Raw genomic sequence first — 25,640 nt, 5'->3', positions numbered from 1 at the left:
GGGGTTTCTGCTGACATTTCCCGCTAGCGTCCCGGGGCGTCACGATGTAACTACGTAATTGTGACTGGTCCCGGCCAGCCGAAGAGGCCCCCCGGCGTCTTTCCTAATAAGGGATTCGCTCTCGTCGTGAGCATCATCTTGCTGATGCTCCTGACCCTTATTGTGTTTGGACTTCTGGGCCTCAGTTCGATCGAGCTGCAGCGGACGGGACGAGAGAGTTATGCGGCGGTTGCCCGAGCGAATGCGCGGCTTGCCTTGGCGGAGGCCATCGGCCAACTCCAGCGTCATGCCGGACCGGATCAGCGGGTCACGGCCACCGCCGAAATCTTGGGTGACCAAATTGCCCAGCCTCATTGGACCGGTGTATGGCGTTCGACCCTTGCCGATGGGACTCCGGTCCTGAAACGGGACGATCTCAACGGCGGTCTGAGGGACACACGGCAATCGGAGGGAGTCAACCGGGAGGGCAAGGCGTTGGCTTGGTTGGTCAGCGGCGCGGCCAAGCCGTCCGACCGGCCGGGTAAGGATCACGTGACCTTGGTGGGCAGCGGCAGCGTGGATTCCGCAAAGCCCGCCGTGCAGGTGGAAAAACTTGCCTTGGAAGACGAGCATGGGGACGCCACCGGTCACTACGCCTGGTGGACGGGTGACTTGGGAGTGCGGGCCAATATCTCGACCAGCGATCCGCATGCGGCGGTGGCGGCCCAGCCCGCAGATCCGGGAAACGGCGGGATGTATCGGGTCATGGCCTCGCAGGCGGCAGATGCGTCAATGATGGGAGCGGGTGCCAAGTTTGACGAGGGCGAGGAGCGCCGTCTGGCCAGCAGAGGCACGGCGACGCTTTCATCGGCGGGCAAGTCATGGAGCCGTGAACATGCTTTTGATTTCACAGTGGAATCCAGCGGGGTACTGGCAGATGTGGCTTCCGGGGGCCTGAAGCGGGATCTCACGGCTTATTTCCAGAGCACGGGAAACATTCCGGAGATTCCGAATGCCGGGGGACTTCGCGATGACGATGCCCTTGTGGGTGTGGATGCGGACCAGCAGAAGAGTTCGGTTTCACCCCGTCACGCCCGTTCCGCACCTCGTTTCGGAGTCTTGAGGGACTGGGTGCGTGCCACGACTTCTTTCAATCGTGGCGATGCGCCCAGCCGCTTGCCGGAGCTCGATACCTCCGCGGCCGGCTTGAGCCGCAACTTGGCACTGGCCAATGAATCGGCGGTCAAGCTTGCCGGCAACCACTTGTCCAGCCTCCAGCCAATCCTGGTTGAGGCGACGAACTTCACCCACATGAGCACTTATGTGCACATCGACGGGGCGACGAAGATCTTCCAGATCCGGCAGCTGATGTATCCGCGCGTGGTACTATGGAACCCGTACAATGTCCGGATGAAGAGCGATCGCATGATCGCGATGATCCAGGGCAATGGGCGGCAGGAGATGTGGACGGAGAACTTCAATGCCAACAACCTGCCCGCCTATGCCTTCCGCAAGGAGACACAGTGGCTGATGTTCGAGGGCGGCCGCAGCACCGCCTTTAATGGAGCGGGCAGCATCATGAATTCCGAAGGCTATAACGATCCCTACATGGGCTCGTATTATTTCAGCGTTCCGTCCACCACCTTCGAGCCCGGCGAGTGCCTGGTATTCTCGCCGTCCCATTCGGCAGAGTATGACGGGCTGAGCGCGTACCGCCTGGGTTCCTACGACCTCGCGAACAACGATCTGGCCTGCAACGTGCCTCCGGATCCGAGCCGATGCTATTATGTCTCCGCCAGCGAGATCGGTGGCGGCATCAATTTCCAGCCCATCAAATATTGGTACGCTCCCACACCCTACTGGAGCAGCGGCGGCCGCAATGGCGTGGAGAACCAGAGCGATGACACCCGCGTGATCCTCAAGAGCATGGGGAACAGGAGCAAGGTGACTTTCGAGGAGTTCGATGCCTTGCCCCAGGTCGCGGTGGTCTCCGCTTCCCTGCAATTTGGTGCAGGCCGCGAACCGCGGATCGCATGGAGCAATTACGAGCGGATGCCGATCCAGCTCCTCGACCGCGCCAGTCCCAAGCCGACCGATATCCCGAACGTGCGCACCCGCGAGGGAATCCGGCTGCGCTGGTTCGATGAGCATCCTTCGAACCTGCTTGGCTCTGGCAAGCTCTCGGGAACTCCGCATTTCGAAGAAGCTTTGCTCGCGAACTGGAACCCGCGTGCCTCTTTTGTGATCCGCTCCCCGTGGGAGAATGTCGCTGGTACGCTGCCGACCACGGGAAGTGGGGGTGGCCCCTGGTTCTTCGGAGCCTATACCCGGGATCTCTTCGACCAGGCGGTGAGCTGGCCGGAACAAGTGCCGGTTCCCCATGACGGTCGCTATTGTGGCAATCCCTTCGGAACTCCTCAGGAGGGCACCGGTCGCTATGTGCTCTTCGATGTACCGAGGAACGAGACCGGCGTCATTTCGCTCGCCCAACTCCAGCATGCGAAAATCTCCGATCTGATCTGGCATCCTTCGAACGCGATCGGGAATTCGCTTGTCGATCCCCGTCTCGGCAACGGGGAGAACCAGGGCATGAGCCGCACGGCGGCGATCGCGTCAAACCCTGCTTCGGCCCAACTCGGCGGTTTCCATGAAAGGGACCTCGGGTGGTCGAGTGATAGCCAGCGTTCGGGTGGCGACGGCGGTTGGGCGCTGGCTGCCCGCTCGATCCTCGCCAATGCCCCGGCCCAAGACAATCTGGTCTATGATCTTTCCTTCGAGGTGAATAGAACCCTTTGGGATCGCTACTACCTTTCTAGTGGAAATGAGGTTCAGAAGACAGCTTTCATGGGTGATCCTGAAGGAGAGCCTCTTCCCAACGGCCGAATGAAGCTCGCTCCGGCGACCCGCGGCACGGCAGATACTGCCGGGATCTCCGATTTCCACCGGGCAGCCTATCATCTGATGGTGGACGGCGCGTTCAATGTGAACTCGACGCGGGTCGAAGCGTGGAAGGCCCTGCTCGCCTCCACTCGCCGCAGCGGCTATGGCAAAGAGGGCGGCATTCCTTTTCCGCGCGTGCTCAATGCGCCGGGAGGAGCATGGAAGACCGGCCAGATGGTGGATGGCGATGAAGCGTGGGCCGGCCATCGTGAATTGACCGAGGGGGAGATTGATACCCTTGCCCAGGCAATCGTGCAGGAAGTGAAGCTGCGCGGGCCCTTCCTTTCGATGGCAGATTTCGTGAATCGCCGCTTGGCCGAAGACGAGACCGGTCGCATGGGGGCCCTGCAGGCCGCAATCGAGCGCGCCAATCTCAACCGCAGCCTGATCTCTGCCTTCCCGCTGGATAACAAGCACTCGCTGCCGGACTACCAGCATCCCGACAACATCCAGGATGCCACGCGTCTGGAGCAGACGCTGAAGCCGTCCTCAAAAGCTTGGGGTGCACCTGCCTACCTGACCCAGGCAGACGTGCTGCAAGTAATCGGCCCCGCGCTTTCCGCGCGCTCGGATACCTTCGTCGTCCGCGCCTATGGCGATGCCCTCGATGGCCACGGCGAGGTGCAAGCCCGCGCCTGGTGTGAGGCTGTGATCCAGCGAACGCCCGTCCCGGTGAAGGCAGATGAGAGCGGGATCAATCCGGAAAATCCGAATCAGGCGGGTGATTTCGGCCGCCGCTTTGCCATTACCGGATTCCGGTGGCTGCAGCCTGCCGAAATCTAAAACGCGATTTTTCCATGCGCTTTTCCACGCTTCTCCGTCTCTGCAGCTTCTTGTCGCTTTCGGGTTCCCTCTTTGCGCAGGCCGGTCCGCGGACCATGCGTTTCCTGCCCTTGGGTGACAGTCCTCCCTATCGTCAGGAGATCCGCGATGGCGTGGCTTACGAACAGGAGCCGCCAGCTGGAAGTATCCCGCCGCGTGAAGTTGTCTTTGGCGCGAACACGACCGGGAACGATGAATCCCCGCTGTCTTTGGGGCGCGTGAGCGCCCCCTTGAAGGTCGCGCCGGGAGTTGGGGTGCTGTCCCTGCGCCGCAAGGGGGAGGGGGAGAAGACCGCTGCCTGGCTCAACGTCGAGAAGCCGGAGAAGGGTGACTTCCTGGTCCTCCTGTGGAGAGACCCGGACAAGAAAAGCTGGGATGCCCCGCGTGCGCTTGTCTTGCCGGATAGCGCCGAAGTCGCGCCAGAAGGTACGGTCCGCGTCGTCAATATTTCACCGGTCACCCTCGCGATAATCTTCGAGGGAGACAAAATCCAGCTTCCGGTGGGGAAGACTTGGCAAAAGGCCATCCCGACCGGGAAGGACGCCACGATTCAAGTCGGTGCCGTCGATGCTTCGGGAAATCTTCGTCGAATTCATTCCGGAAGCGTTTTTCAGAACGCTGGCGAGCGCACCCTCGTGGCTGTCTACAAGGCTGACGGGGTTGATCCGCGTCGCGCGCTCAAGGCCATCGTCCAGCGCGAGCCCGTCGATCCTGCGAAGCGCTAGGACGCTCAATCCAAGCTCCACTCGTCGTTCCCGACGCTGTGCGTTCCGAAGGTCTCCTTCAACTGGGTCCTCCGCACGGAATTCTCCGCCTTTAACATCGTCAGTTCGTTCGCCCAACGATTGATGTGCCACTGCCGCAGGAACCAGAGTCCGGTGCCCACCATTCCGAGGAGGATCACGCATGCGATCCAAGCCACGCTCAACGAGAGCCAGCCATCCGCGACTCTGCCGAGATTTCCTGCGATGACGAGCACCGCCTCAAGTCCGACCACCACTCCCCAGTTCACATAGAGAGGGGACTCGGTGTGGAAAAACAGGAACGCCGCGACTCCGAGTAGAAGTATATTCGGGATAATCCAAATGGAGAGCAGCAGCATCGGGCTTGTGACGATGGCCGCCAAGCTATCGATGTTGAGCTTCCCGGAAGCCACCACTTCCGCCGCGATCAAGGAAATCGCGCCCGCGGTGCAGCCTGCCCAGATCGCCACGAGCAGCAGGAAGATCTGCTTGAAGATGAAGCCGATCCCGCTCGCGAACACATCGGCGAAATCAATTTTCATAGGGAGGGAGTACGGAAGACCGCGGCCTAGAGAATCCCCAGGTCATGGGCGCTGGCGCTATGCGTGCCATACTTGTGCCTTAGCTCCTCGCGCCGGATCGCATTGGCCATCTGCAGCCGCTGGAGATGATCGAGGCCGCGCTTCAGTTTCCGGCGCTCCAAAATTTTCACGAGATATGCGACCGCCGCGATTCCGCTGATCGCTACCGTCCATGCGGTCATCTGGGACAGCCAGCCTTCGGGGAGCGCCCGCGAAAAACTTCCGGTCATGGCCAAGGCTTCCAGGCCGATCACGGTCACCCAGTGGTAGGCGGAGGCTTGTTCCGACTTCACAAAAATGATCCCGGCCCAAAAAATGACCAGCACTTGGGGCAAGATAGCGGTTACCACCGAGAGATGCTGGTGGATAGGAAGATCCCCGCTGTCGAAGCGGAATTCCCCGGCGCCTGCAGAAGTTCCGGCCATCAGCGCCAGACCGCCAATTCCCACACCGAGGAATACGGCGATCGCAAAGAGGGCGGTCTTTCCGAGCACCCAGCCGAAGCTCTCCGCGAAGATATCGATGATCCCGGATTTCATGATTGGGATAACTTCGCAGTTGCTGCGGGATAAAGCAAGATCGTAGCGGGGCGGTGCGAGGGGATCAGTCGTCGTCATCCGCTTCAGCGGACACCAGTTCGGCCAGCATCACGGAGTTCTCCGACTGGAGGACGGCCAGTTCTTGTGCCCATTTGTTCCTCTTCCACATCTGCCAGGTGCGGATGCCTGCCGCCAGCATCGCGAGGAGCAGAACCCAGATCCCCCATGCGAGGATTTCCTCTTCGTCGAAAATCACGTGGGCAGAAACCAGGGCCACGGTAGCGAACCACCACCAATAACCTGACCACGACGAGATCACGAAGACGCAAAGCAAACCGATCACCAGCGGTCCGATCGACGACAGCAGCGACCCGAGGATCCACTCTGGTCCCTCAAGCAGGCCATCCAGCACATCATCAGGGGAAAAAGAGCTGCCTGAAGCGGCATGGATCATTTCCCCCAAGCTGCCGCCGAGTACGAGTCCGGAAACGAAAATCAGAACGCGCCTGATCCAATGCCAAATCGTCTCTCCAAAGATGTCGGCGGGATCCATGGCTGGCTTCTATCTCAGCCTTCGCCCGGAGGGAAGATCACGGCCACGCGTTCGATCCCGTTTTTTGAGAACTCCTCCCAGTAGCGCTTTTCCAGATCCTGGGTGCGGGAGCGGCGCTGCTCTTCGGTGAGGTTTTGCCATGCCTGCATTCCGATCGCCTTTGCCAAGTCGCGATCAGCCAGACGGATCACAAGTTCTTCCCAGAAGACTTCATTCCGGAACTCGTCATAGCACTGCTGGTAAAAGGAGCCGTCCTGATATTCCGGCGTGAGGTGGTGGCGCTGCTTCTCCTCGTCGAAGCTGATGTGGGTGCCGTGTCCCGCATGCTTGGCCTTCTCCAGCACCTTTTCCTCCAGAGCCTCGTAGGCCCCCACGCCCTCTTCGGAGCCGGGGCGTTCGTTCCACGACGCCACCTCGGCTGCCAGGCTGACCATTTCGACGAGCGTGCCGAGTTCTTCTTCCGTGAAACGCAGATGCATGTTCGGGCGGGGAGAAAACCACCGGATCTCCCACGCCGCAAGCCCTCAGCGGTTGCATGCTTTTCCGCGCTTGCACCCGCCGCGGTCTTCGGCAATGAGTTCCCCCGTCGCACGGCGAATGCACGAGTAGCTCAGCGGTAGAGCGGCCCGCTTACACCGGGTTGGTCGGCGGTTCAATCCCGTCCTCGTGTACCACCTCCCTTTGGGAGTGTTAAGAAGTCCGTCTTTGCCCTGGCCTTCCGGTTTGCTCATCCCAGCCGCCGCTCCATGGCTTCTTCCATGGCCCGTTCCACCAAGGCTGCAGCCAGTGCCTCGGTCGCAGCATCCAGTCTTTGTACGGCTGCCTTGAGTGGATTCGGCAGGCCTTCCGCGAGGGCCGTTCTTACTCCCGCGGCGGCTTCCTCGATCTCTTTCCTGCTCTCCGGTGAAACGAGATTGCCCGCAGCGGCGAGTGCTTGATCGACGGCGGGAAGCAGCTCCTCTGCCTTCATCTTTGCCTCGGTGAAGATCCGTTCGGCCATGTCTTCGAAGGCGTGCTCGACGGATTCGCCGACCATCTTTTCCACGGCTTCGTCGTCCACATCCACGGCCGCGTTGCGGATCTCGACGACGGTATCGATGCCGGTCGTTACATCGCGGGCGAGGACTTCGAGGATGCCGTTTTCATCGATGCGAAACTGTACGCCGACGCGGGCCTGGCCCTTGGGGGCAGGCTCGAAGGGGACTTCGAAGTTGCCAAGTTCCCAGTTGTCCCGGGCCATCTCCCGTTCGCCTTGGAGCACGCGGACGCGCATCGACTGCTGGCCGGCGGCGGCATTCGTGAACATCTCGCCCGCCTTGCAGGGGATGGTGGTATTGCGCGGGATCAGGACATTCATCAGGCCGCCGAAAGTCTCAATGCCAAGGCTCAGCGGTGTCACGTCGAGCAGCACCATCTTGCGCAGGGTGCCGCCGAGCACGCCGGCCTGGATCGTGGCACCGAGGGCCACGGCTTCGTCGGGGTGCTGGGAAAGGTCGGGCTCTTGGCCGAAAAATTCCGCCACCGCCTTGCGCACCGCGGGGATGCGGGTGCTGCCGCCGACGAGGACGACGGCATTCAGCTCTTCAGGCTTCAAATTGGCATCGGCGAGCGCCTGACGACAGCAGAGGATCGTCCGCGAAACCAGCGGCTGCAAAAGCGCGTCGAGGGCCCCGCGTCCGATCGTGAGATTCAAGCTACGGGAGCCATCGTAGAAGGGCGCGAGAAACTCCACGCTCTCCGACTCGGAAAGGGCGATCTTCACCCGCTCCGCTTCCTCGATCAGGCGGATGCGTGCCGCGGCGTCCAGCGCATCGAAGTCCAGCTCCGCGGACCTCGCTGCCAGCCGCGCCAACTCCAAGTCGATGTCATCGCCGCCGAGATGGGTGTCGCCCCGCGTCGAGAGGACTTGGAAAACGCCATCCTGCATCTCCAGCACGGAGAGATCGAAGGTCCCGCCGCCGAGATCGTACACCGCCACGCGGCTGCGCTCGCCCAGCTTGTCGAGGCCGTAGGCCAGCGCGGCGGCGGTCGGCTCGCTGAGGATGCGCACCACCTCCAGGCCTGCCAGCTCGCCGGCGCGCTTGGTGGCCGCGCGCTGGGCGTCGTTGAAGTAGGCGGGCACCGTGATCACGGCCTTGCCGGCCTCACGCTCCAAGCGCATCTCGGCGATCCTCTTCAGCTCCTTCAGGATCTCCGCGCTTACCTCTTCCGGGCTGCGGCCCAGCACCCTCACGCCGCCATCGGCACCGCGTTCCATCGGGACGCAGAACCCTTGCTCCTCGCCATGGCGGCGGCCCATCAGGCGCTTCACGCTGGTGATCACGCGGCTGGGATCGGCACTGCGCCGGCGCAGCGCCTTCCGGCCGACCTCGATGCCCTCCGGGCCGAACCACACCGCGCTTGGAGTGATCCGCTTGCCCTCGGCATCGGCCAGCAAGATGGGAAAGCCCGATTCCACCGCCCCGACCGCGGAGTTCGTGGTCCCCAAATCAATCCCCAGAATCAGCTCGCCGCTCACACCGCTAAGCCTGCTCAGGGGCTCCGGCCTCGCCAAGCTTCTGCTTGGCAGAATGGCGATAAGCTAAAATTGACACTTTCTGTCATGTAAAATGAAGATTTTCCCTTTTCGTCACTGTCTCACGTAGTGATTTCTACGTGTATTTCCTAAGACAGTATATTGCAAATTGATATATCTTCTGCCCCTCGGGTACCCGGTCAATACCCGGAATGAGCCCTGTATTACAAGGTTTGCAGGCTTTCCCCTACGTCATCACGTATATCTCAGGGACCTTAAATAAGCTTGTCTTTGCCAAATTCGGCAGTCACTCTGCGCCTGCCCACCCCGCCCGGCGACTCTTCTCACCGCCGGTAATCTCACCCTGCTCCGCCCCACATGAACGCCCCAGCCTGGCTGGTCGCCGTATGCGCGACTGCATGCCTTACCCTTACTGTGTCTGCCGCTACCGTTTCTGCTCCCAGCAGCTCCTGGACGGTACTTTCCGGCAACTACGATTACCTCGCGGACCAACAGACTGGCCAACCGGCCGGTGACATTGTTGGCAGCGGCACCAATGGTGGTTTCTTCACCACCTTCAACGACAACGGTTCCGCCAGCAATACCGACGGCACCCTCGGCTTCCGCCTGCGCCTTGACGCGGCCGGCGGCAACAAGAACAACATCGCCTTCGATCGAGTTGCCTGGGTGGGCATCGATGCGAACAACGATGCTGTGCTTGATGCCTTCATCGGCCTCGGGATGCAGGGCAGCTCGAGCACGCTTGGCATCTATGCCCCGGGCACGGACCTGAATACCTCGCCGGCCACCACGTCGGTCGCCAGCACTGCCTACAAGAGCTACTCGATCGATTCGTCGAATTATAACTACCGTCCGGTCGACTACACCACCGACGGTGGAACCACGAACGACGCGACGACGAGCACCACGGGCGATCCGGACTACTACCTCAGCTTCATGGTGAACTTCCGTGACTTGGTGAACTTCCTCGGCACGAAGGGCATCAGCATCACCGACCAGAGCGGACTCCGCTACGTCGTGGCCACCTCCACCCAGATGAACAGCCTGAACCAAGACCTTGGCGGCGTGAATGGCGGAGTGAATTCGCCGACGAGCTGGAGCGACCTGGGCGGCTTCTCTCCGACGGTTTCGGCCCATGGCACCCCCGTCCCGGCGGTTCCGGAGCCTTCCGCCTTCTTCCTCGGTGCCTCGAGCGTCCTGCTGGCCTGCCTGCGCCGCCGCCGCGCGTAAGCTCATCGGAAAGGTGGAGGCCTGCTTCCGCCCCGATTGATCCGGTTTCCAAAATCGTCCGCATGGGCCTAGTGCTCCTGCGGACGCTTTGTTTTGTGGAAGGGGTTGGGATAGGGAGTTCGGGTTGTGGCTGGAGAGTCCTGACTGTGTGGGATTCCGGGTGAAGTGGCCGTTTTTTGAGGCTTCGGGCAGATGGGGACGGATTGAACGGATTTGAAGGATTCCACGGATTTTCATGGAAGTGGTTTTAGGGGAGGGTGGGTGTAAGGGGGCTGAAGGGGGATCGGTTTCCGTGGTCTCCACGCGCGAAGAGCGGTGAAAAGGGGTGCCGGGTTGGCGCCTGTTCCGCCTGTTATAACAGGGAAAATAACAGGCGGTCGTCTCCCCTCTCGCGCCGTGTGGGCGCTTTGGATGATGTATAGGGGAAGGGCCGGTTCTCCGGAAGCGGGTGCTGTGGTCCCCGCTTTCTGCCGGGCGGGGAGGTGGGGCGCCGAGGGTTTGAATCGGAGCTTGGGAACCGTGCGGATCGGTCGTGCGTTCAACCCTCGATATTGCGGGTCTTGCGGCCTAGGCAGGTATAGGACGCGCCTTTGGCGCTGAAGATGCGATGCGTTGAAGGGCCGATGCCTTGAAGAGGGGTGAGATGCAGGGGACCGCTCGCGGACGAGCGAGGGCGCTCGTCCCTACCTTTGAGGGGCGTACAGGCTGAGGCGTCGTCCTTGGTTGCGAAGGGAGGGGTGATGGGGACGCCGTGACAGGCAGTTCAGGGCGCGAGGGCTGCCTCGACCTTGGCGATGGCAGCCCTCTCCTTCTCGCTCACCAGGACGCCGCCGATGCCGAGGAAGCCGCCTTCCTTGGCGGCTTCGGCGGTCTTTTGGGCGACCTCGCGGATCAGAGTGCGGAAAATTTCGAGTTCGTCCGGGGCCTTGGCGGCGATGACCGCGCTGGCGGCGCGGATGTTGTCGAGCAGGTCGTCCTCGCTGCGGGTGTCCTCCAGGAGTTCTTCTTCCTCCGCGGCGCTGAGGCCGCTGCCACCGCCGAAAGCGAGGGCCATGAGGGAGACGGGCGGGACGGTTTTCATGAGGTCGATGCCGACCTGGCTGGCGGCCTTCATCTCGCGGATGGTGCCGCGGATCCCGGAGAGGGAGGCCTGTGCGACGAGCCAATAGGCGGCCTGGGGTGCGAGATGGATGGCCTCCAGTTCGGCTTCGGTGAATTGCTCACGGAGGGTCAGGGCCTGGTCGCCGATCGCGAGAGTTTCCCGAACGATGGCGATGGTTTCGGCATTGGCGGGATCCTTCTGAAACTCCTGCTGCCCTTGCTGAAGCATGGTGAAGAATCCCGAAGCATCCAACCCTTGATCGCGGCTGGCCCTCAGGAGGAGTTCGCCGATCCGCGGGGTCAGGGAATCCGCCAAGGGTGCCAGATTGAAGCCGAGCCTCTGGGTTAGCGCGGTTAGCATCGAGTTCACTCCGCTGCCGAAAATGGTCTTCCTCTGATCGGCCGGGGTCTCATCGGGAGCTTGGCCCCAAAGGGCAGAGAACACCGACTTTAGCATCCCAGGCGCTTCTTCCTGAGGAAGCGATTCCATCGCTGCGGCACCTGTGGGAGTCGCCGCTTTCCGGACCATGCTGGCGACGGACAGGGCGATGAGAACTTTTGCGGCTTTCCCGACCGAGGCGGCGTCGGTGTGCAGGAACTTGGCCAGCTTGGTGGTATTCTCTGCGGTTACCAAATCACCGAGCGATCTCACGAGGGAATCCATTTCGGGAGGAAATCACCAATCACTGATATTCCAATCCTCAATCGAAGTGCGAGGCGCGCGGGAGGTGGATGGGAAAGTTCCGGGCGGACCCACCTGCGAGCAGCCACTGAAAGGCGAGGGCCCACCCAGTGAGACCTCGCCAACTACAGACCCATCCACGCAAGGCGCGCGGACCGGTTAATGATTTTGTGATTTCGCGAAGCGCGCTAGACGAGCGCCGCGGCAACTTTTTCGAGCGCCATCTTCTCCTTGTCGCTGACTTGCTTGCCTCCGAAGCCGAGGAAGCCGCCTTCCTTGCTGGCTTCGGCTGTCTTGCGGGCGACGTCGTTGACGAGCTTGCGGAAGGTCTCCGCCTCGTCCGGTGCCTTGGTGCGCATCAGCGAGGTGCTTTCGCGGATCGTCTGGAGCAGTTGTTCGTCGCGTTCCGTCTCTCGCTTCAGCTCTTGCGCCTCGGCAGAGGTCAGGCCGCCGCCGAAGAGGGTGCCGAGGAGGGAAATCGGGGCAACGTCCTTGAGCAGCTCGATGCTGACTTGGTTGGCGGCCTTCATCTCTTCCATGGAGCCCTTGATGCCGGAGGGCGAGGCCTTCGCGACCAGGCAATAGGCGGCCATGGGCGCGATGTGGATTTCCTCCAGCTCGTGCTCGGTGAATTGGGAGCGGAGGCTTTCCGCCTGATCGCCCACTTCCATCGCGCTGCGGACCATGGTCGCGAGGCCGGCATTGGAGGGATCGGCGAGGAACTCATCGTTTCCCTGCTGCAGCATCTTGGCGAAGCCGGTGGCATCGAGGTTCCGGTCGCGTGCTTCCTTCGCCAGATGCTGGCTCATCAGCGGGGTCAACATCCCGGCCAGCGGTGCCAGGTCGAAGCCCATCTTCTTGCTCAGGGCGGAGACCATCGAGTTCACCCCGCAGCCGAACATCGAGTGCATTTTATCCGCCGGGGTTTCGGTGGGAATGTTTCCCTTCAACGCGGAGAAGAGGGAGCTCATCAGGCCCGGCTCCTCCTTTTGCGGCAGGGCCTGCATCGCGGCGGCGGCCCCTTCGGGCGTTGCCACCTTGCGGGCCATGCTTCCGACGGCGAGGGCGCTGAGAATTTTCACCGCCCTATCGACCAACCCGGCATCGATGCCGAGGAACTTCGCCAGCTTGCCGGCGATCTCCGGTGTCACCAGTCCACCGAGTGATTTCACGAGGGAGTCCATGTGCGTGGAGTATTTTTGGTTCCATTCGATTGATTGCGTTACTGCCTGCGAATTGGGACGCCACCCAGGTGCCATCCTTCCGCTTCTACAAGCACCGGCCGGGGTACACCCAAGTGGAGGCAGAGTCGAACAAATCTGGCATCTTTAAGGCATCTGTAGCGAAGCCTCGGGGCTGACCGGGCATCGCATCAGATCGAGAGTAGATTCAAGGCATTAGACAATTTCGTGGAGCGTTCAATTGACCACGGTCATCGAGTTCCCTAGCATCCGCCTAGGGTAGTTGGAACAATCTCAAGGAATGAAGGTCATCGCTGTCGATCCAAGGAGCAGGAAGGAGGAACTTGGCCAGTTTCTGACTTCCCCTCCGGTGGCTGGCTTCATGGCTTCTATCTTCGGACCGCTCCCCAGCATAGTCCGACTTTTAGACGCCGGAGCTGGAGCTGGAGCACTCACCAGTGCATTTGTTTCGAGGCTGTGCGAGGAGGATCATGGGGTTCGGGCTATCGAAACTACGGCTTACGAGCTTGATCCTCATATTCTAGACGCCCTTTCGGCAACCATGCGTGAATGTCAGCGTCGGTGCAAAAAGGCGGGCATTCGCTTCACCTTCACCATTCACGCGACTGATTTCATCCAAGAGATGTCGGTCCGGTTGGCCGGGGATCTTTTCGGGAAAGGGCCTCCGGAATTTGATGCTGCCATTGCGAATCCGCCATATCGCAAGATCAATACGGGATCACCCGAGAGGCGCTCACTGCGTTCCGTCGGAGTCGAAACCAGCAACCTCTACACCGGATTCATTGCGCTCATCCAGCGCTTGTTGGTTCCTGGTGGTCAACTTGTGGGGATTACGCCGAGGAGCTTCTGCAATGGGCCCTATTTTCGGCCATTCCGCGAAGATTTCCTAGCTGGGATGGAACTCCGTCGGATTCACGTTTTTGAATCTCGGAAGGCAGCCTTCCGCGAGGACAGCGTGCTTCAAGAGAACATCATTTTCCATGCGGTGAAGGGCCGGAAGCAACCCCGACAGTTGGTCGTCTCTAGCAGTAGCGGAGAGTTGGGGGGCGTGATCTCTGAAGCTTCCATTCCTTTCGTGGAGATCGTTCATCCCCAGGATGTCGAGAAGTTCATTCACATCCCTTCCGCAGAAGGCCACGCAGAGGCAAAAGAAGCGATGGGTATCCTCAAATCCACTTTGGCCTCGTTGGGCGTGACCGTCTCGACGGGGAGAGTGGTTGATTTCCGCCTCAAATCGGCCCTGCGGAAGGAAGCCGAAAGCGGAACGGTGCCATTGCTCTATCCCTGCCACTTCAACCACGGAACAGTGAATTGGCCGAAACCGGAGGCTCGCAAGCCAAATGCCATCGTCGACAATGATGAAACCCGCCCTTGGCTCGTGCCATCGGGAGTCTATCTGCTCACGAAACGCTTCACCTCTAAGGAAGAGCGTCGTCGGGTGGTTGCCTGTCTCTTCGAGCCCGAGCTGGTGGAAGCCGAGTGGATCGGCATTGAAAATCATCTGAATTACTTCCATGCAAGCGGCCATGGCTTGGATCGGAGCTTGGCACGGGGTTTGTTCGCCTTTCTGAACTCCACAATGGTGGACCAGTATTTCCGCCGCTTTAGCGGACATACCCAAGTGAATGCTACCGACATCCGGACACTTGCCTATCCTGACCGTCACATTTTGGAAGCGATGGGAAGCGAAATGAAGGCCCTCGACCTCTCCCAAGACGAGATCGACCAACTCGTCTCCCGGCATCTCCATGGCAACCGATAAACCCAACCGAAAGGCAGGAGCCGGAAAGCGGCGGCTTGCGGAAGCCATCGAAGTCCTCACCGAGTTGCAATTTGCTCCCAAGCAACGGAACGAAACGGCAGCCTACACGCTTCTTGCCTTGCTGGATTTGCAGCCTGACGTTCCGTGGGCCGAGGCGCAGGCTCCGCTTCGCGGCATTACGCCGGTCATTGGCTTTGTCGCGACAGCTTACGGCGTCCGCTACGCTCCAAACACCCGCGAAACCATCCGTGACGATGCCGTAAAGTTCTTCGTTGAAGAAGGACTGTTGCTACGCAATCCGGATGATCCCAACCGCCCGACCAATAGCGGGAGGACAGTGTATCAAATTGAGCCGACAGCCCTCGCTCTGCTTCGCAAGTTTGGAACCCCTGGTTGGCAATCTGCCTTGCAGCAGTACTTGGCGAGCCGCGAAAGCCTCAAGCACGAGATTGTCCGTAAGCGGAACTTGGCTCGTGTTCCAGTGACCCTGCCCGACGGTTCGAAGGTGGCGCTCTCTCCGGGCGGCCAGAACCCACTCATCAAGGCAGTCATCGAACATTTCTGCCCGATCTTTGCACCCGGTGGCGTGGTGATCTACATCGGAGATACCGAGAACAAATTCGTCCACTTGGAAAGCGCCGGATTGGTAGCGCTGGGAGTTACCTTGGATTCCGCCGCAAAGATCCCGGATGTTATCGTCCACTACACAGCAAAGAACTGGCTCCTGCTGATCGAAGCCGTTACAAGCGCCGGGCCGGTTGATGGGAAGCGGCGCAAGGAACTCAAGGACTTGTTTGCAGGCTGCAAAGCAGGGTTGGTATTTGTCACGGCCTTCGAGAACCGTCGCACGATGCAGTCCTTCGTTTCGCGCATCGCTTGGGAATCCGAGGTCTGGATCTCTGAAGACCCGGAGCACATGATCCACTTCAACGGCGAGAGGTTTCTGGGGCCTTACCCGGATGTAACGCCTGGGCCAAAATGAGTAGGGTTGCTCATTTCATAAAACTCTCGTCCTTCCTCTCCCAAAATCCGCATGAAAGATTCTGAAGCTAGGGCAATAGTATTGGAATTCCTCTATGAGCAACGGCGGAAACCCTTCACTCCGAAGGACGGAATTTCTCCGGTGCTAAAGGAAGCGCCTGATGATGAATTTTTCAGAATTTGTAAACAGCTTGTAGAGGCGGGAATGCTTTGATGGGAGGAATATAGCGTTCCTTCCCAATTGGGGGGGTATCTCACAAGGGGAGCCCAAATTGAATTGACCGCATTCGGCATCAACGCTGTTGAGACAAAGGGAATTGACTCGCCCGTCCCTCTTCAATTTTCCGTCGCCCGGACGATCAATATTTCGGGCTCAACCGGTTTTCAAATTGGTGACCACAATTCCCAGTCGATTTCCAGCTCCATTCAAACTCTGATAGAACGTATCCAAGCTTCGGAAGCGACCGACGATGAAAAGAAAGAAGTCAAAAGCAGGTTAGAAAGATTTCTTTCCCATCCTTTGACTACTACGATAGTCGGGAGTTCGGCATCAGCACTTCTTGGGCTTCTCAAGTGAACCCCGGAGTCAATCACTGAGTGAGGTTTTGCTGTTTGGGCCAACCTTTGAGACAATACGGGTTGGAGGACGCGACCGAGGCTCAACCCGGCAGACAAGAGTGCCCTCCTTCCCTGCGCTTGCTCCACGGGACGGGTTCTGCTGATGTTGGACCGATGGGGAAGCTTACCACCCACGTCCTCGATACCGCCCATGGCCGGCCCGCGGAGGGCATGCGAGTGGATCTTCTGAAAGATGGGGCGGCTGTGGTTTCGATCGTGACCAATGCGGACGGGCGTAGTGGTGAGGCACTGCTGAAGGGAGACGCGCTGGTGCCGGGAACCTACGAGCTGCATTTCCACGCGGGGGCCTACTTCAGGGAGTTGGGGGTGGACTCACCCTTTTTGGACGTGGTTCCCGTGCGCTTCCGGGTGGAGGCGGGGCAGTCGTATCACGTGCCGCTGGTTTGCTCACCGTACGCGTATTCGACGTATCGGGGGAGTTGAGGGAAGCGGAGAACGGAGAGCTAGGAGCGGAGAGGAAGAGGAAAAGGCGGAGTGCCGAGTGATCAGTGATCAGTGAAAGTCAGGAGGGATGAGGGGGACGAAGAGGGCGTGTCGCGGCTTTGGCCGAGAGTGATCTTGGGGGAATCTCTCGATGCGGCCGGTGCCGCGAGTTTCCGACGCTCATCGAGCGACGCTACATTTTATGCGGACCGCTCCTGCGGAGCGCGGAGGGGAAAGCCCTGTGGACCGGGTCGCTTTGGTGTGGAGGTGGAAGATCGGGCGTTGAATTTGGGGCGGGATTCGGGTTTGAATGGTGGGGTGGATGAGAAGCTTGAGGATGCCTTGGACCGGCTGCTGGAGCGGATCGAGGAGCTGGGTGAGTTGACGGATACGCCGGGTGATGGCTTGAGCCGGGGTTTCCTGTCCCCGGCGAATCTGGAGGCGGCGCGCCGGGTGGGGGAGTGGATGAGGGCGGCGGGGATGGAGGTGGGGTTTGACCGAGGGGGGACGGTGAGGGGGGTGATGCGGGAAAGGCAGGGGGAGTTTGCTAGGGTTCAGGGTTCAGTTTTCAGTGAGAGGCAGGAAGAAGAGGGTGAGGAGGAAGGTGATGGGAGGGCTTTGGTGCTGGGGTCGCATTTGGATACTGTGATCGATGCGGGGAAGTATGATGGACCGCTGGGGGTTTTGATCGCGATTGCGGCGCTGGAGGTGACGGGGGCGCTTTCGTTTCCGGTGCATGTGCTGGGTTTCTCCGATGAAGAGGGGGTGCGCTTTCATGCGACGTATCTGGGGAGCCGGGCTTGTGTGGGGGAGCTGACGGAGGGGGTGCTGAATTTGAGGGATGCGAAGGGGGTGAGTGTGAGGGAGGCGCTCGAGAAAGGCAGAGTGCCGAGTGATCAGTCAGCAGTGATCAGTGAGAGGCAGGAGCGTGGGAGGGATGGCTCTGAGGCGGGGTCTGCGGTGTCGCTGGCGAGTTCGTCATTTCATTATGCTCCCGGCGATGCGCTGGGGTATGTGGAGGTGCACATCGAGCAGGGGCGGGTGCTGGAGGTGTGGAGGGAGCCGGTGTGCGTGGTTTCGGGGATCAGCGGGCAGAGCCGGCTTTTGATCACTTTGAACGGTCAGGCGGATCATGCGGGGACGACGCCGATGGAGATCCGGAAGGATGCGCTGGCGGGGGCGGCGGAGTGTATCCTGGCGACGGAGCGGATCGCGCGGGAGCAGCCGAATCTCTTGGCGACGGTGGGGAAGCTGGAGGTGAAGCCGGGGGCATCGAATGCGATCCCGGGGGAGGTGAGCTTTACCCTGGACTTCCGGCATCCGGCGGATGGGGAGCGGGAGCGTTTGCTGGCGGAGTTGCTAGGAAGCTACGCGGGAATCGCGGAGGAGCGGCAATTGGAGCTGGTGAGCGAGGTGGTGCAGGAGACGGGGGCGGTGGCCTGTGACGAGGCGCTGACGAAGCGGCTGCAGGAGGCGGCGAAGCCGTATACGGGGACGCCGCTGATGCTGACGAGCGGGGCCGGGCATGACGGCGTGATGATGTCGAAGGCGATGCCGATCGGGATGCTCTTCGTGCGTTGCCGGGACGGGCTGAGCCATCATCCGGACGAGTATGCCTCGCCGGAGGATATCGGGGTGGCATTGAGGGTGCTGGTGGATTTCCTGCTTGGGCTGGACGAAGGGTGAGCGGGGAGGAAAGGCAGAGTGCCGAGTGACTATCGAAAGAAGGGGAGCTGGGAGAGGTCAGCATTTTTAGGGGGCACCGAATGATGGCCGGATCGCTGCTTTCCGAGGGGTGGCTGGTATTTATCACTTTCACTTTCCGCGTCACATTTTCCATTGTCGGCATCGATGCCGGATGACCCGGCACTTTGTCTTTTTCTACCTCCCCATGAGCCACTTCGACACGATCCTCCGCCGGGCTTCGGTGGTTACGGCTACCGGCCTGCAGACGATGGATGTGGGGATTTCCGGGGAGATCTTCGCGGACATGGCGCCGGACCTGAGGGGGAGCGCGGCGGTGGAGATCGATGTGAGCGGGAAGGTGATGTTTCCCGGGCTAGTGGATGCGCACGTGCACTTCAACGAGCCGGGGCGGACGGAGTGGGAGGGCTTCGCGACGGGATCGACGGCGCTGGCTGCGGGAGGCGGGACGACATTCATCGATATGCCGTTGAACTCGACGCCGCCGGTGCTGGATGTGGTGGCGTTTGAGGCGAAGCGGCGGGCGGGTGAGGCGAATAGCCGGCTGGACTTCGCGCTGTGGGGCGGATTGACGCCGGGATCGCTGCCGCATTTGCCGCACATGGCGCGGGCGGGTGTGGTGGGTTTCAAGGCCTTCATGTGTCCGAGCGGGCTGGATGAATTTGCGGCCGCGGGTGAGCACACGCTGCGGATGGGCATGCATGTGGCAGCGGAATTTGGCCTGCCGGTGGCGGTGCATGCGGAAAGTCCTGCGGCGATCACGGCGCACCAGAAGGTGTATCCGCCGCCCAGCCCGGGGAGCATGGCGGATTGGCTGAGATCGCGGCCGGTGGCTGCGGAGCTCGCGGCGATCGAGATGGCGATCCAATGCGCGAAGGACACGGGCTGCGCGCTGCACATCGTGCACATCAGCACGGCGCAAGGGGTGGCGCTGGTTTCCTCCGCAAAGAAGGCGGGGATCAACGTGACGGCGGAGACCTGTCCCCACTACCTGCTGCTGGACACGGAGGCGGCGATCCGGATCGGCCCTGCGGCGAAGTGCGCACCGCCCCTGCGCGAAGCGGGGTCCGTGGATGGCTTGTGGCGGGCCTTGGTGGCGGGGGATATCGATACGATCGGGTCCGATCACTCGCCATCGCCGCCGGAGCTGAAGGAGGGCGATGATGTTTTTTCGATGTGGGGCGGGATTGCGGGGTGCCAGCATGGTTTTCCGCTGTTGCTGGAGCGGGCGCTGGGAGTGACAAACTGGGAGCAGCTGGCGCTGATGTGTGCGGCGAAGCCGGCGGGCCGCTTCGGGCTTTCCTCGCGGAAGGGTGCGATCGCTCCGGGGCTGGATGCGGACTTTTGCCTGCTGAGGCTGGACCCTCATGTGATCGAGGAAAAAGACCTGCTGGCCCGTCATCCGATTTCCCCGTATGTGGGGATGCGCAGCGCGTGGCGGGTGGAGGCCACCTGGCTCCGGGGGAACCCGGTATCCCCCGCGACGCACGGCCAGCTTTTGACACCCGACACATGACTCCGCTTTTCGGCAATACCCGCACCCGCGTCGCCCTCCGCCATGCCTTGATCACTCCGGACGGCCACGTGCCGAGTGCCTTTCCCGGTTGGGAGGGTGCGACGGCTTACGTCCTGATTTCCCCGGCGATGGGGGCGGAGATGAGCCAGATGCTGGTGGTCTATGAGGCGGAAGGTGGCACGGCGTGGTTTCCCGCAGATGAGCATGAGCACGCGATCTACGTGGAGGCGGGAGATGTGCGCGCAGTGTGGGATGATGGCGATGTGACGCTGGCGGATGGTGGCTTCCTTTTCGTGCCGTCCGAGAACGTGCTGGCGCTGCATGGCACGGAAGGCACGCGTCTGACGATCTTTCGCAAGATGTTCGAGCCGGTGGACAACATCGAGGCGCCACCGGCGGTGCACGGGCATATCGCGGACATTCCGGCCGAGCCATTTCTCGGCAATGAGAAGGCGATGCTGCAGACGCTGCTGCCGATCGATTCGCGCTATGACCTGGCGATGAATATTTTCACGTATCAGCCCGGAGCGACGCTGCCCTTTGTGGAGACGCACGTGATGGAACACGGTCTGCTGATGCTTTCCGGGCAGGGCGTTTACCGGCTGGACGAGCAGTATTTTCCCGTGAAGGAGGGTGATGCGATCTGGATGGCGCCGTATTGCCCGCAGTGGTTCGTCGCAATGGGGGACGAGCCTGCCAGCTATCTCTACTACAAGGATGTCCACCGTCTCCCTTAGCCGGCTCGATCGTGAGATCGAGGAGCTTGCCGCGATCTCCGCGCATCCTGCGCCGGCGGTGACGCGGGTGCTTTTCTCGGCGGAGGATTTGAGGGCCCGCGAGTGGTTGACGGCGCGGGCGAAGGACGCGGGCTTCCGCGTGCGGAAGGATCCGGTGGGGAATCTTTTCGTGTGCTGGGAAGGCAGCGAGCCCTGTCTGCCTGCAGTTGCGACCGGATCGCATACGGATGCGATCCCGAATGCAGGGAAGTATGACGGCGTGGTGGGTGTGCTGGGTGGCCTGGAGGCGATGCGTCAGTTGAAGGAAGCGGGGCACGTGCCGAAGCGGGGGATCGAGCTGATCATGTTCACTTCGGAGGAGCCGACGCGTTTCGGGATCGGTTGTCTGGGTAGCCGCTTGATGGCGGGGACGACTTCGCCGGAAGAGGCGGGTGCCTTGCGCGATGCGGAGGGGCGTTCGCTGGATGAGCTGCGGGAGGCTGCGGGATGTCGCGGGAATTTGGGTGCGGTGAAGCTTTCGACGGGCGCGTATCGGGCGTTCGTGGAGCTGCACATTGAGCAGGGCCCGATGCTTGAGGAGAAGCAGATCGATATCGGGATCGTGGAGAAGATTGCGGCACCATCGGCTTTCCGGCTCCTGCTGAAGGGTGCGGGCGGTCATGCGGGTGCGGTGCTGATGCGGGAGCGTCAGGATGCTTTCATGGCGGCGGCGGAGATCGCGCTGCTGGTGGAGAAGGCGGCGCTGGAGAGTGGCAGTTCTGATACGGTAGGTACCGTAGGTGTGGTGGAAGTGAGGCCCGGCGCGATCAATAGCATCCCCTGCGATGTGAAGCTGGAGGTGGACTTCCGCGATACCGATCGCGAGGCGCGGGATCGTGCGCTGGCGCGGATCGGTGACGGAACGCATGCGCTGTGCAGGCGTCGCGGCGTGAAGATTGAGTGGCAAGTGCTCAATCAGGATCCGCCTGCGCTTTGTGATCCGGGATTGGTGAAAATGGTGGAGGCGAAAGCAGTGGCTGCCGGGTTTTCCACGAGCCGGATGGTGAGCCGGGCTTATCATGATTCGCTTTTCATGGCGCGGGTTTGTCCGACGGCGATGATCTTCATCCCGTGCTTCAAGGGCTATAGCCATCGGCCGGACGAATATAGCTCGCCGGAGGCGATTGCGAAGGGGGTGGAGGTTTTGAAGGAGTGCTTGAAGGAATTGAGCCTGCAATGACGAGTCCTGCGATCCTGCGCGTGAATGGCGAGGCACTCGATGTGAGCGCGGTGCCGCTGCACGAGACGGTGCTGGATTTTCTGAGACGAAGCGGTCGCACGGGAACGAAGTGCGGTTGCAATGAGGGGGACTGCGGGGCCTGCTCGGTGTTGCTGGTGGAGCCGGATGGGAAGCTGCGTGCGGTGAACTCGTGCCTGGCTTTCGTGCATGTGTTTGCGGGCCGCGAGATCCGGACGGTGGAGGGAATCGCAAAGGGTGAGAACTTGCATCCGGTACAGGAGGCGATGATTTCATGCCATGGGTCGCAGTGTGGTTATTGCACGCCGGGCTTTATTGCCTCGATGACGGAAGCGTGGCACGCACCGGAGGCTCCGGGTGATGCGGCGATCGCTGACCGGCTTTGCGGGAACCTGTGCCGATGCACAGGGTATCGTCCGATTCATGAGGCGATGAAGCGTTCGCTCGAGAAACACGAGACGCGCGATGAGTGGGATGACTGGATGAAGGCGGGTGAGATTCCTGCGCCTGCGGCGAGCAGCCATGTGGACGGTGGAGTTTTTCTGAGGCCGGCGCGGATTGCCGATGCACTCGCTTTCAAGAAGCAGCATCCGGATGCGGTTTTTGTGGCGGGTGCTACGGAGGTCGCGGTGCTGGTAAACAAGCGTCATGCTCGACCCACCGTGATGATCGCGCTGGATGGAGTGCGGGAGTTGGCGGTGATCCGGCGGTATGAAGATGCTTGGGAGATCGGCGGCGCGGCGCGGCTGACGGATATCCAGGATGCCCTCGGCGGAGAGTATCCAGCGCTGGATGAAATGTTTCGTTGGTTTGGCTCCCGGCAGATCCGGCATCGTGCGACGCTGGGCGGGAACTTGGCCACGGCATCGCCGATCGGGGATAGCGCGCCGATCCTGCTAGCGCTGGATGCGGTGATGGTGCTCGTTTCCGCGGATGGCGAGCGCGAGGTGCCGATCGCGGAGTTTTTCACGGGCTACAGGAAGACCGTGCTGAGGGCGGAGGAATTGATCCGTGCGATCCGGATTCCGAGGAGTCCCAAAGGTAGGGTTGCCTTCTACAAGGTCTCGAAGCGTTGTGAGATGGATATCTCGATCGTCGCGGCGGGATTCCGCGTGGTGCAGGACGAGACTGGGATCGTCAAGGAGGCCCGGCTGGCCTTTGGTGGCGTGGCGGAGAGGCCGATGCGGGCGATGGCAGTGGAGGAGGCGCTGATCGGCAGGCCGCTGCTGATAGACGAGGCGGTGCTGGATTTTTTGGAGAGGTCGTTCACGCCACTGAGCGATGTGCGAGGAAGTGCGGACTACCGGTGCGCGGTGATACGCGGGTTGTTTGAGAAATTCGTTGCGGATGAAGTAACGGAGACTCGAGTGCCGGCTGCACATTTTGATGGTGGCGGCGGGATGGTGCATGAGAGCGCGCGTGGACATGTGACTGGTTCAGCGCGCTATGTGCATGACACCGCGCTGGGCCGACCGATGCTGGAGGTGTGGGCCATCCGTTCGACGGTGGCGCGCGGGAGCTTGCGGAAGCTGGATGTTTCCGCAGTGAGGAAATCGCCGGGTGTCGTGGCGGTCCTGCTGGCCGGGGATATTCCCGGAGCGAACAACAGCGGTCCCTCGCGGCATGATGAGCCGCTGCTGGCGGAGCATGAGATCCTCTTTCACGGCCAGGCGCTGGCTTTGGTGGTTGGCAAGTCCCTGGAGGCTTGCCGGATCGCGGCGGCAAAGGTGGAGATCGAGATTGAAGAGCTTCCGCCGATCCTCGGGGTAAAGGCGGCCATTGAAGCGGACTCCTTTCACACGGACCCGCATGTGCTGTCGCGCGGCGACGTGGGAGAGTCCTTGGCGAGGTCGCCACAGGTTCTGGAAGGCGAGTTTTCCTTTGGCGGGCAGGAGCACTTTTATCTAGAGACACATGCTGCCTGGGCGGAGGCGGACGGGGAAGGAGGCATGTATGTTTCCAGTTCCACGCAGCATCCTTCCGAGATCCAGACGATTATTGCGGAGGCACTGGGCATGCATCGTCATCAGGTGGTGGTCGAGTCTCCACGGATGGGCGGGGGATTCGGAGGAAAGGAGACCCAGGGGAATGCGATTGCCGCGCTGTGTGCCGTAGCGGCGCTGAAGACGGGCAGGACGGTCCGCTGGCAGCTGGATCGGGACGAAGACATGGTCTCAACGGGCAAACGTCATCCTTTCCTGGCGAAGTACCGGGTGGGCTATGGTGAGGACGGCATGCTTCAGGCCGCGGAGGTAAGACTCTTCTCCGATGGCGGATGGTCACTCGATCTCTCACTGCCAGTGACGGATCGGGCCTTGTTCCATCTCGATAACGCCTACTACATCCCCAACGTTCATTTCGAGGGCCGGGTCGCGAAGACGAATATCGCTTCGAATACCGCCTTCCGAGGGTTTGGCGGGCCGCAAGGCATGCTGGTCATCGAGGAGATCGTGGGACGCATTGCCTTGAGGCTGGGAATGCCTCCTGAGGAAGTGCGACGGAAGAATCTCTATCATGGTAGGGGCGAGGCGAATACGACCCACTACGGGGCGGAGATCGGTGACAATCGGATCTGCCGGATCTGGGATGAGCTACTGGAGACTTCAGAGTTTGCCGTGCGAAGGAGGGAGGTAGATGCCTGGAATGAAGCTCACCCGCATCGCAAGCGAGGCCTTGCGATCACGCCGGTGAAGTTTGGCATCAGCTTTACGCTGACTCACTACAACCAGGCGGGTGCTCTCGTTCTGGTCTATGCAGATGGCTCGGTGCAGGTGAACCATGGCGGCACCGAGATGGGGCAGGGCCTGCATACGAAGATCCTGGGCATCGCGATGCGCGAGCTCGGTCTCCCTGCGGCGAGTATCCGTCTGATGCACACGCGGACCGACAAGGTTCCGAACACCTCTGCCACGGCGGCGAGTTCGGGATCCGATCTCAATGGGATGGCGGTGGCGGATGCTTGCCGGCAGATCCGCGAACGCTTGGCACCGCTTGCCGCGGAGAAGATCGGTTGTGGGCCGGAAGAGATCCGCTTCTCCGAGGGATCAGCGCAGGGTTCTGGCGGTTCCATCGGCTTCGCGGACTTGGCGATGCTTGCGTATCAAAGGCGTGTCCAGCTTTCGGCGGCCGGCTTCTATGCCACGCCCGATTTGAAGTGGGATTGGAAGGTAGGGAAGGGGAAGCCTTTCCACTATTATGCCTGTGGTGCGGCGGTGAGCGAGGTGGAGATCGATGGCTTCACCGGCATGAACAAGGTCAAGCGGGTGGATATCCTGCATGATGTGGGTGACTCCCTGAATGCCGCGGTGGATCGCGGACAGATCGAGGGTGGCTTCGTGCAAGGGATGGGCTGGCTTACGCGAGAAGAACTGAAGTGGAATGAGAAGGGCGTGCTGCTTTCCCATAGCGCGAGCTCTTATGCCATTCCCACGGTCAGCGATGTGCCGGAGGATTTCCGTGTCTCGCTGCTCAAGAATGCGAGCCAAGAGCGCACGATTCATGGCAGCAAGGCGGTGGGAGAGCCGCCGTTGATGCTGGCGATCTCGGTGCGGGAGGCGATGCGTGATGCGGTGTCGGCCTTCGGACGGAAAGGGGATTTTGATCTGGGGTCCCCTTGCACTGGGGAGGCAGTGAAGTTGTCCCTACGCTCAATTGCGGATCTTCGGGAGAGGTAGGTGTCCAAGGCGCGGTTCGTGGAAATTTGTCTCAGCATCAGAAAGTCCGACCTAGGGGA

The 25,640-nt window shown here is 61.1% G+C and carries 18 protein-coding genes and 1 tRNA gene; 12 read left to right on the top strand and 7 right to left on the bottom strand.

The features are described from left to right. Nucleotides 1–126 precede the first annotated feature (126 nt). Together HHL09_RS09890 and HHL09_RS09885 are read left to right on the top strand one after the other, a co-directional pair. Nucleotides 127–3,702, top strand: coding sequence for a hypothetical protein (locus HHL09_RS09890; protein WP_169454463.1), 3,576 nt, complete (start codon nt 127–129; stop codon nt 3,700–3,702). A gap of 14 nt (nt 3,703–3,716) precedes the next feature. After that, nucleotides 3,717–4,466 carry a hypothetical protein gene (locus HHL09_RS09885; protein ID WP_169454461.1) on the top strand — a complete coding sequence of 250 codons (750 nt, stop codon included), beginning with the start codon at nt 3,717–3,719 and terminating at the stop codon, nt 4,464–4,466. Nucleotides 4,467–4,471: 5 nt separating this feature from the next. Here HHL09_RS09885 and HHL09_RS09880 read toward each other — a convergent pair whose 3' ends face one another. The 4 genes from HHL09_RS09880 to HHL09_RS09865 form a co-directional block, all read right to left on the bottom strand. Beyond that, nucleotides 4,472–5,026 carry a hypothetical protein gene (locus HHL09_RS09880; protein ID WP_169454459.1) on the bottom strand — a complete coding sequence of 185 codons (555 nt, stop codon included), beginning with the start codon at nt 5,024–5,026 and terminating at the stop codon, nt 4,472–4,474. A gap of 26 nt (nt 5,027–5,052) precedes the next feature. Beyond that, nucleotides 5,053–5,604 (bottom strand): hypothetical protein, encoded by a 552-nt coding sequence (locus HHL09_RS09875; protein ID WP_169454457.1) that lies wholly within the window; start codon nt 5,602–5,604, stop codon nt 5,053–5,055. Between the two features lie 64 nt (nt 5,605–5,668). Beyond that, complete coding sequence (locus tag HHL09_RS09870) at nt 5,669–6,157, bottom strand: hypothetical protein (protein WP_169454455.1); 489 nt, start codon at nt 6,155–6,157, stop codon at nt 5,669–5,671. A 14-nt stretch (nt 6,158–6,171) separates the two neighbouring features. Beyond that, nucleotides 6,172–6,636, bottom strand: a complete 465-nt coding sequence (locus HHL09_RS09865; RefSeq protein WP_169454454.1) for a hypothetical protein — start codon at nt 6,634–6,636, stop codon at nt 6,172–6,174. 120 nt (nt 6,637–6,756) lie between these two features. Between HHL09_RS09865 and HHL09_RS09860 the strand changes: the two genes are divergently transcribed. Continuing rightward, nucleotides 6,757–6,831, top strand: a tRNA-Val gene (locus tag HHL09_RS09860). Nucleotides 6,832–6,884: 53 nt separating this feature from the next. Here HHL09_RS09860 and HHL09_RS09855 read toward each other — a convergent pair. Beyond that, on the bottom strand, nt 6,885–8,675 hold the full coding sequence (locus HHL09_RS09855; protein ID WP_205761014.1) for an Hsp70 family protein: 1,791 nt from the start codon (nt 8,673–8,675) through the stop codon (nt 6,885–6,887). 375 nt (nt 8,676–9,050) lie between these two features. Here HHL09_RS09855 and HHL09_RS09850 point away from each other — a divergent pair, with 375 nt between their 5' ends. After that, on the top strand, nt 9,051–9,923 hold the full coding sequence (locus HHL09_RS09850) for a hypothetical protein (protein ID WP_169454453.1): 873 nt from the start codon (nt 9,051–9,053) through the stop codon (nt 9,921–9,923). A gap of 763 nt (nt 9,924–10,686) precedes the next feature. On the opposite strand, the gene HHL09_RS09845 is transcribed toward HHL09_RS09850, so the two are convergent. Beyond that, nucleotides 10,687–11,688 (bottom strand): hypothetical protein, encoded by a 1,002-nt coding sequence (locus tag HHL09_RS09845; RefSeq protein ID WP_169454451.1) that lies wholly within the window; start codon nt 11,686–11,688, stop codon nt 10,687–10,689. A 206-nt stretch (nt 11,689–11,894) separates the two neighbouring features. Next, complete coding sequence (locus HHL09_RS09840; RefSeq protein ID WP_169454449.1) at nt 11,895–12,890, bottom strand: DUF937 domain-containing protein; 996 nt, start codon at nt 12,888–12,890, stop codon at nt 11,895–11,897. A gap of 298 nt (nt 12,891–13,188) precedes the next feature. On the opposite strand from HHL09_RS09840, the gene HHL09_RS09835 reads away from it, so the two are divergent. The 8 genes from HHL09_RS09835 to xdhB all read left to right on the top strand — a co-directional run bounded on the left by HHL09_RS09835 (nt 13,189) and on the right by xdhB (nt 25,581). Then, entirely contained in the window at nt 13,189–14,670 is a 1,482-nt protein-coding gene (locus HHL09_RS09835) for an Eco57I restriction-modification methylase domain-containing protein (RefSeq protein WP_338086400.1), read from the top strand. After that, a complete protein-coding gene (locus HHL09_RS09830; protein ID WP_169454446.1) occupies nt 14,657–15,652 on the top strand; it encodes a BsuBI/PstI family type II restriction endonuclease in 996 nt (331 codons plus the stop codon). The genes HHL09_RS09835 and HHL09_RS09830 overlap by 14 nt, the downstream gene beginning before the upstream one ends. A gap of 731 nt (nt 15,653–16,383) precedes the next feature. Then, nucleotides 16,384–16,713 carry a hydroxyisourate hydrolase gene (gene uraH / locus HHL09_RS09825; protein ID WP_169454445.1) on the top strand — a complete coding sequence of 110 codons (330 nt, stop codon included), beginning with the start codon at nt 16,384–16,386 and terminating at the stop codon, nt 16,711–16,713. 318 nt (nt 16,714–17,031) lie between these two features. Then, a complete protein-coding gene (locus tag HHL09_RS09820) occupies nt 17,032–18,399 on the top strand; it encodes a Zn-dependent hydrolase (RefSeq protein WP_169454439.1) in 1,368 nt (455 codons plus the stop codon). A 205-nt stretch (nt 18,400–18,604) separates the two neighbouring features. Then, the gene (allB, locus tag HHL09_RS09815) at nt 18,605–19,933 is read left to right on the top strand and encodes an allantoinase AllB (protein WP_169454437.1); all 1,329 of its coding nucleotides are present in this window, start codon (nt 18,605–18,607) and stop codon (nt 19,931–19,933) included. Continuing rightward, nucleotides 19,930–20,670 carry a (S)-ureidoglycine aminohydrolase gene (allE, locus tag HHL09_RS09810; RefSeq protein WP_169454435.1) on the top strand — a complete coding sequence of 247 codons (741 nt, stop codon included), beginning with the start codon at nt 19,930–19,932 and terminating at the stop codon, nt 20,668–20,670. The genes allB and allE overlap by 4 nt, the downstream gene beginning before the upstream one ends. After that, complete coding sequence (locus HHL09_RS09805; protein WP_169454433.1) at nt 20,651–21,889, top strand: M20 family metallo-hydrolase; 1,239 nt, start codon at nt 20,651–20,653, stop codon at nt 21,887–21,889. Before allE ends, HHL09_RS09805 begins: the two co-directional genes overlap by 20 nt. Beyond that, complete coding sequence (xdhB, locus tag HHL09_RS09800) at nt 21,886–25,581, top strand: xanthine dehydrogenase molybdopterin binding subunit (protein ID WP_169454431.1); 3,696 nt, start codon at nt 21,886–21,888, stop codon at nt 25,579–25,581. Before HHL09_RS09805 ends, xdhB begins: the two co-directional genes overlap by 4 nt. The last annotated feature ends 59 nt before the right edge of the window (nt 25,582–25,640 follow it).

Source organism: Luteolibacter luteus, assembly GCF_012913485.1.
Taxonomy (GTDB): Bacteria; Verrucomicrobiota; Verrucomicrobiia; order Verrucomicrobiales; family Akkermansiaceae; genus Haloferula; species Haloferula lutea.
Note: the sequence above shows the minus strand (reverse complement) of the source record. Positions and strands in the feature narration are given on the sequence as shown.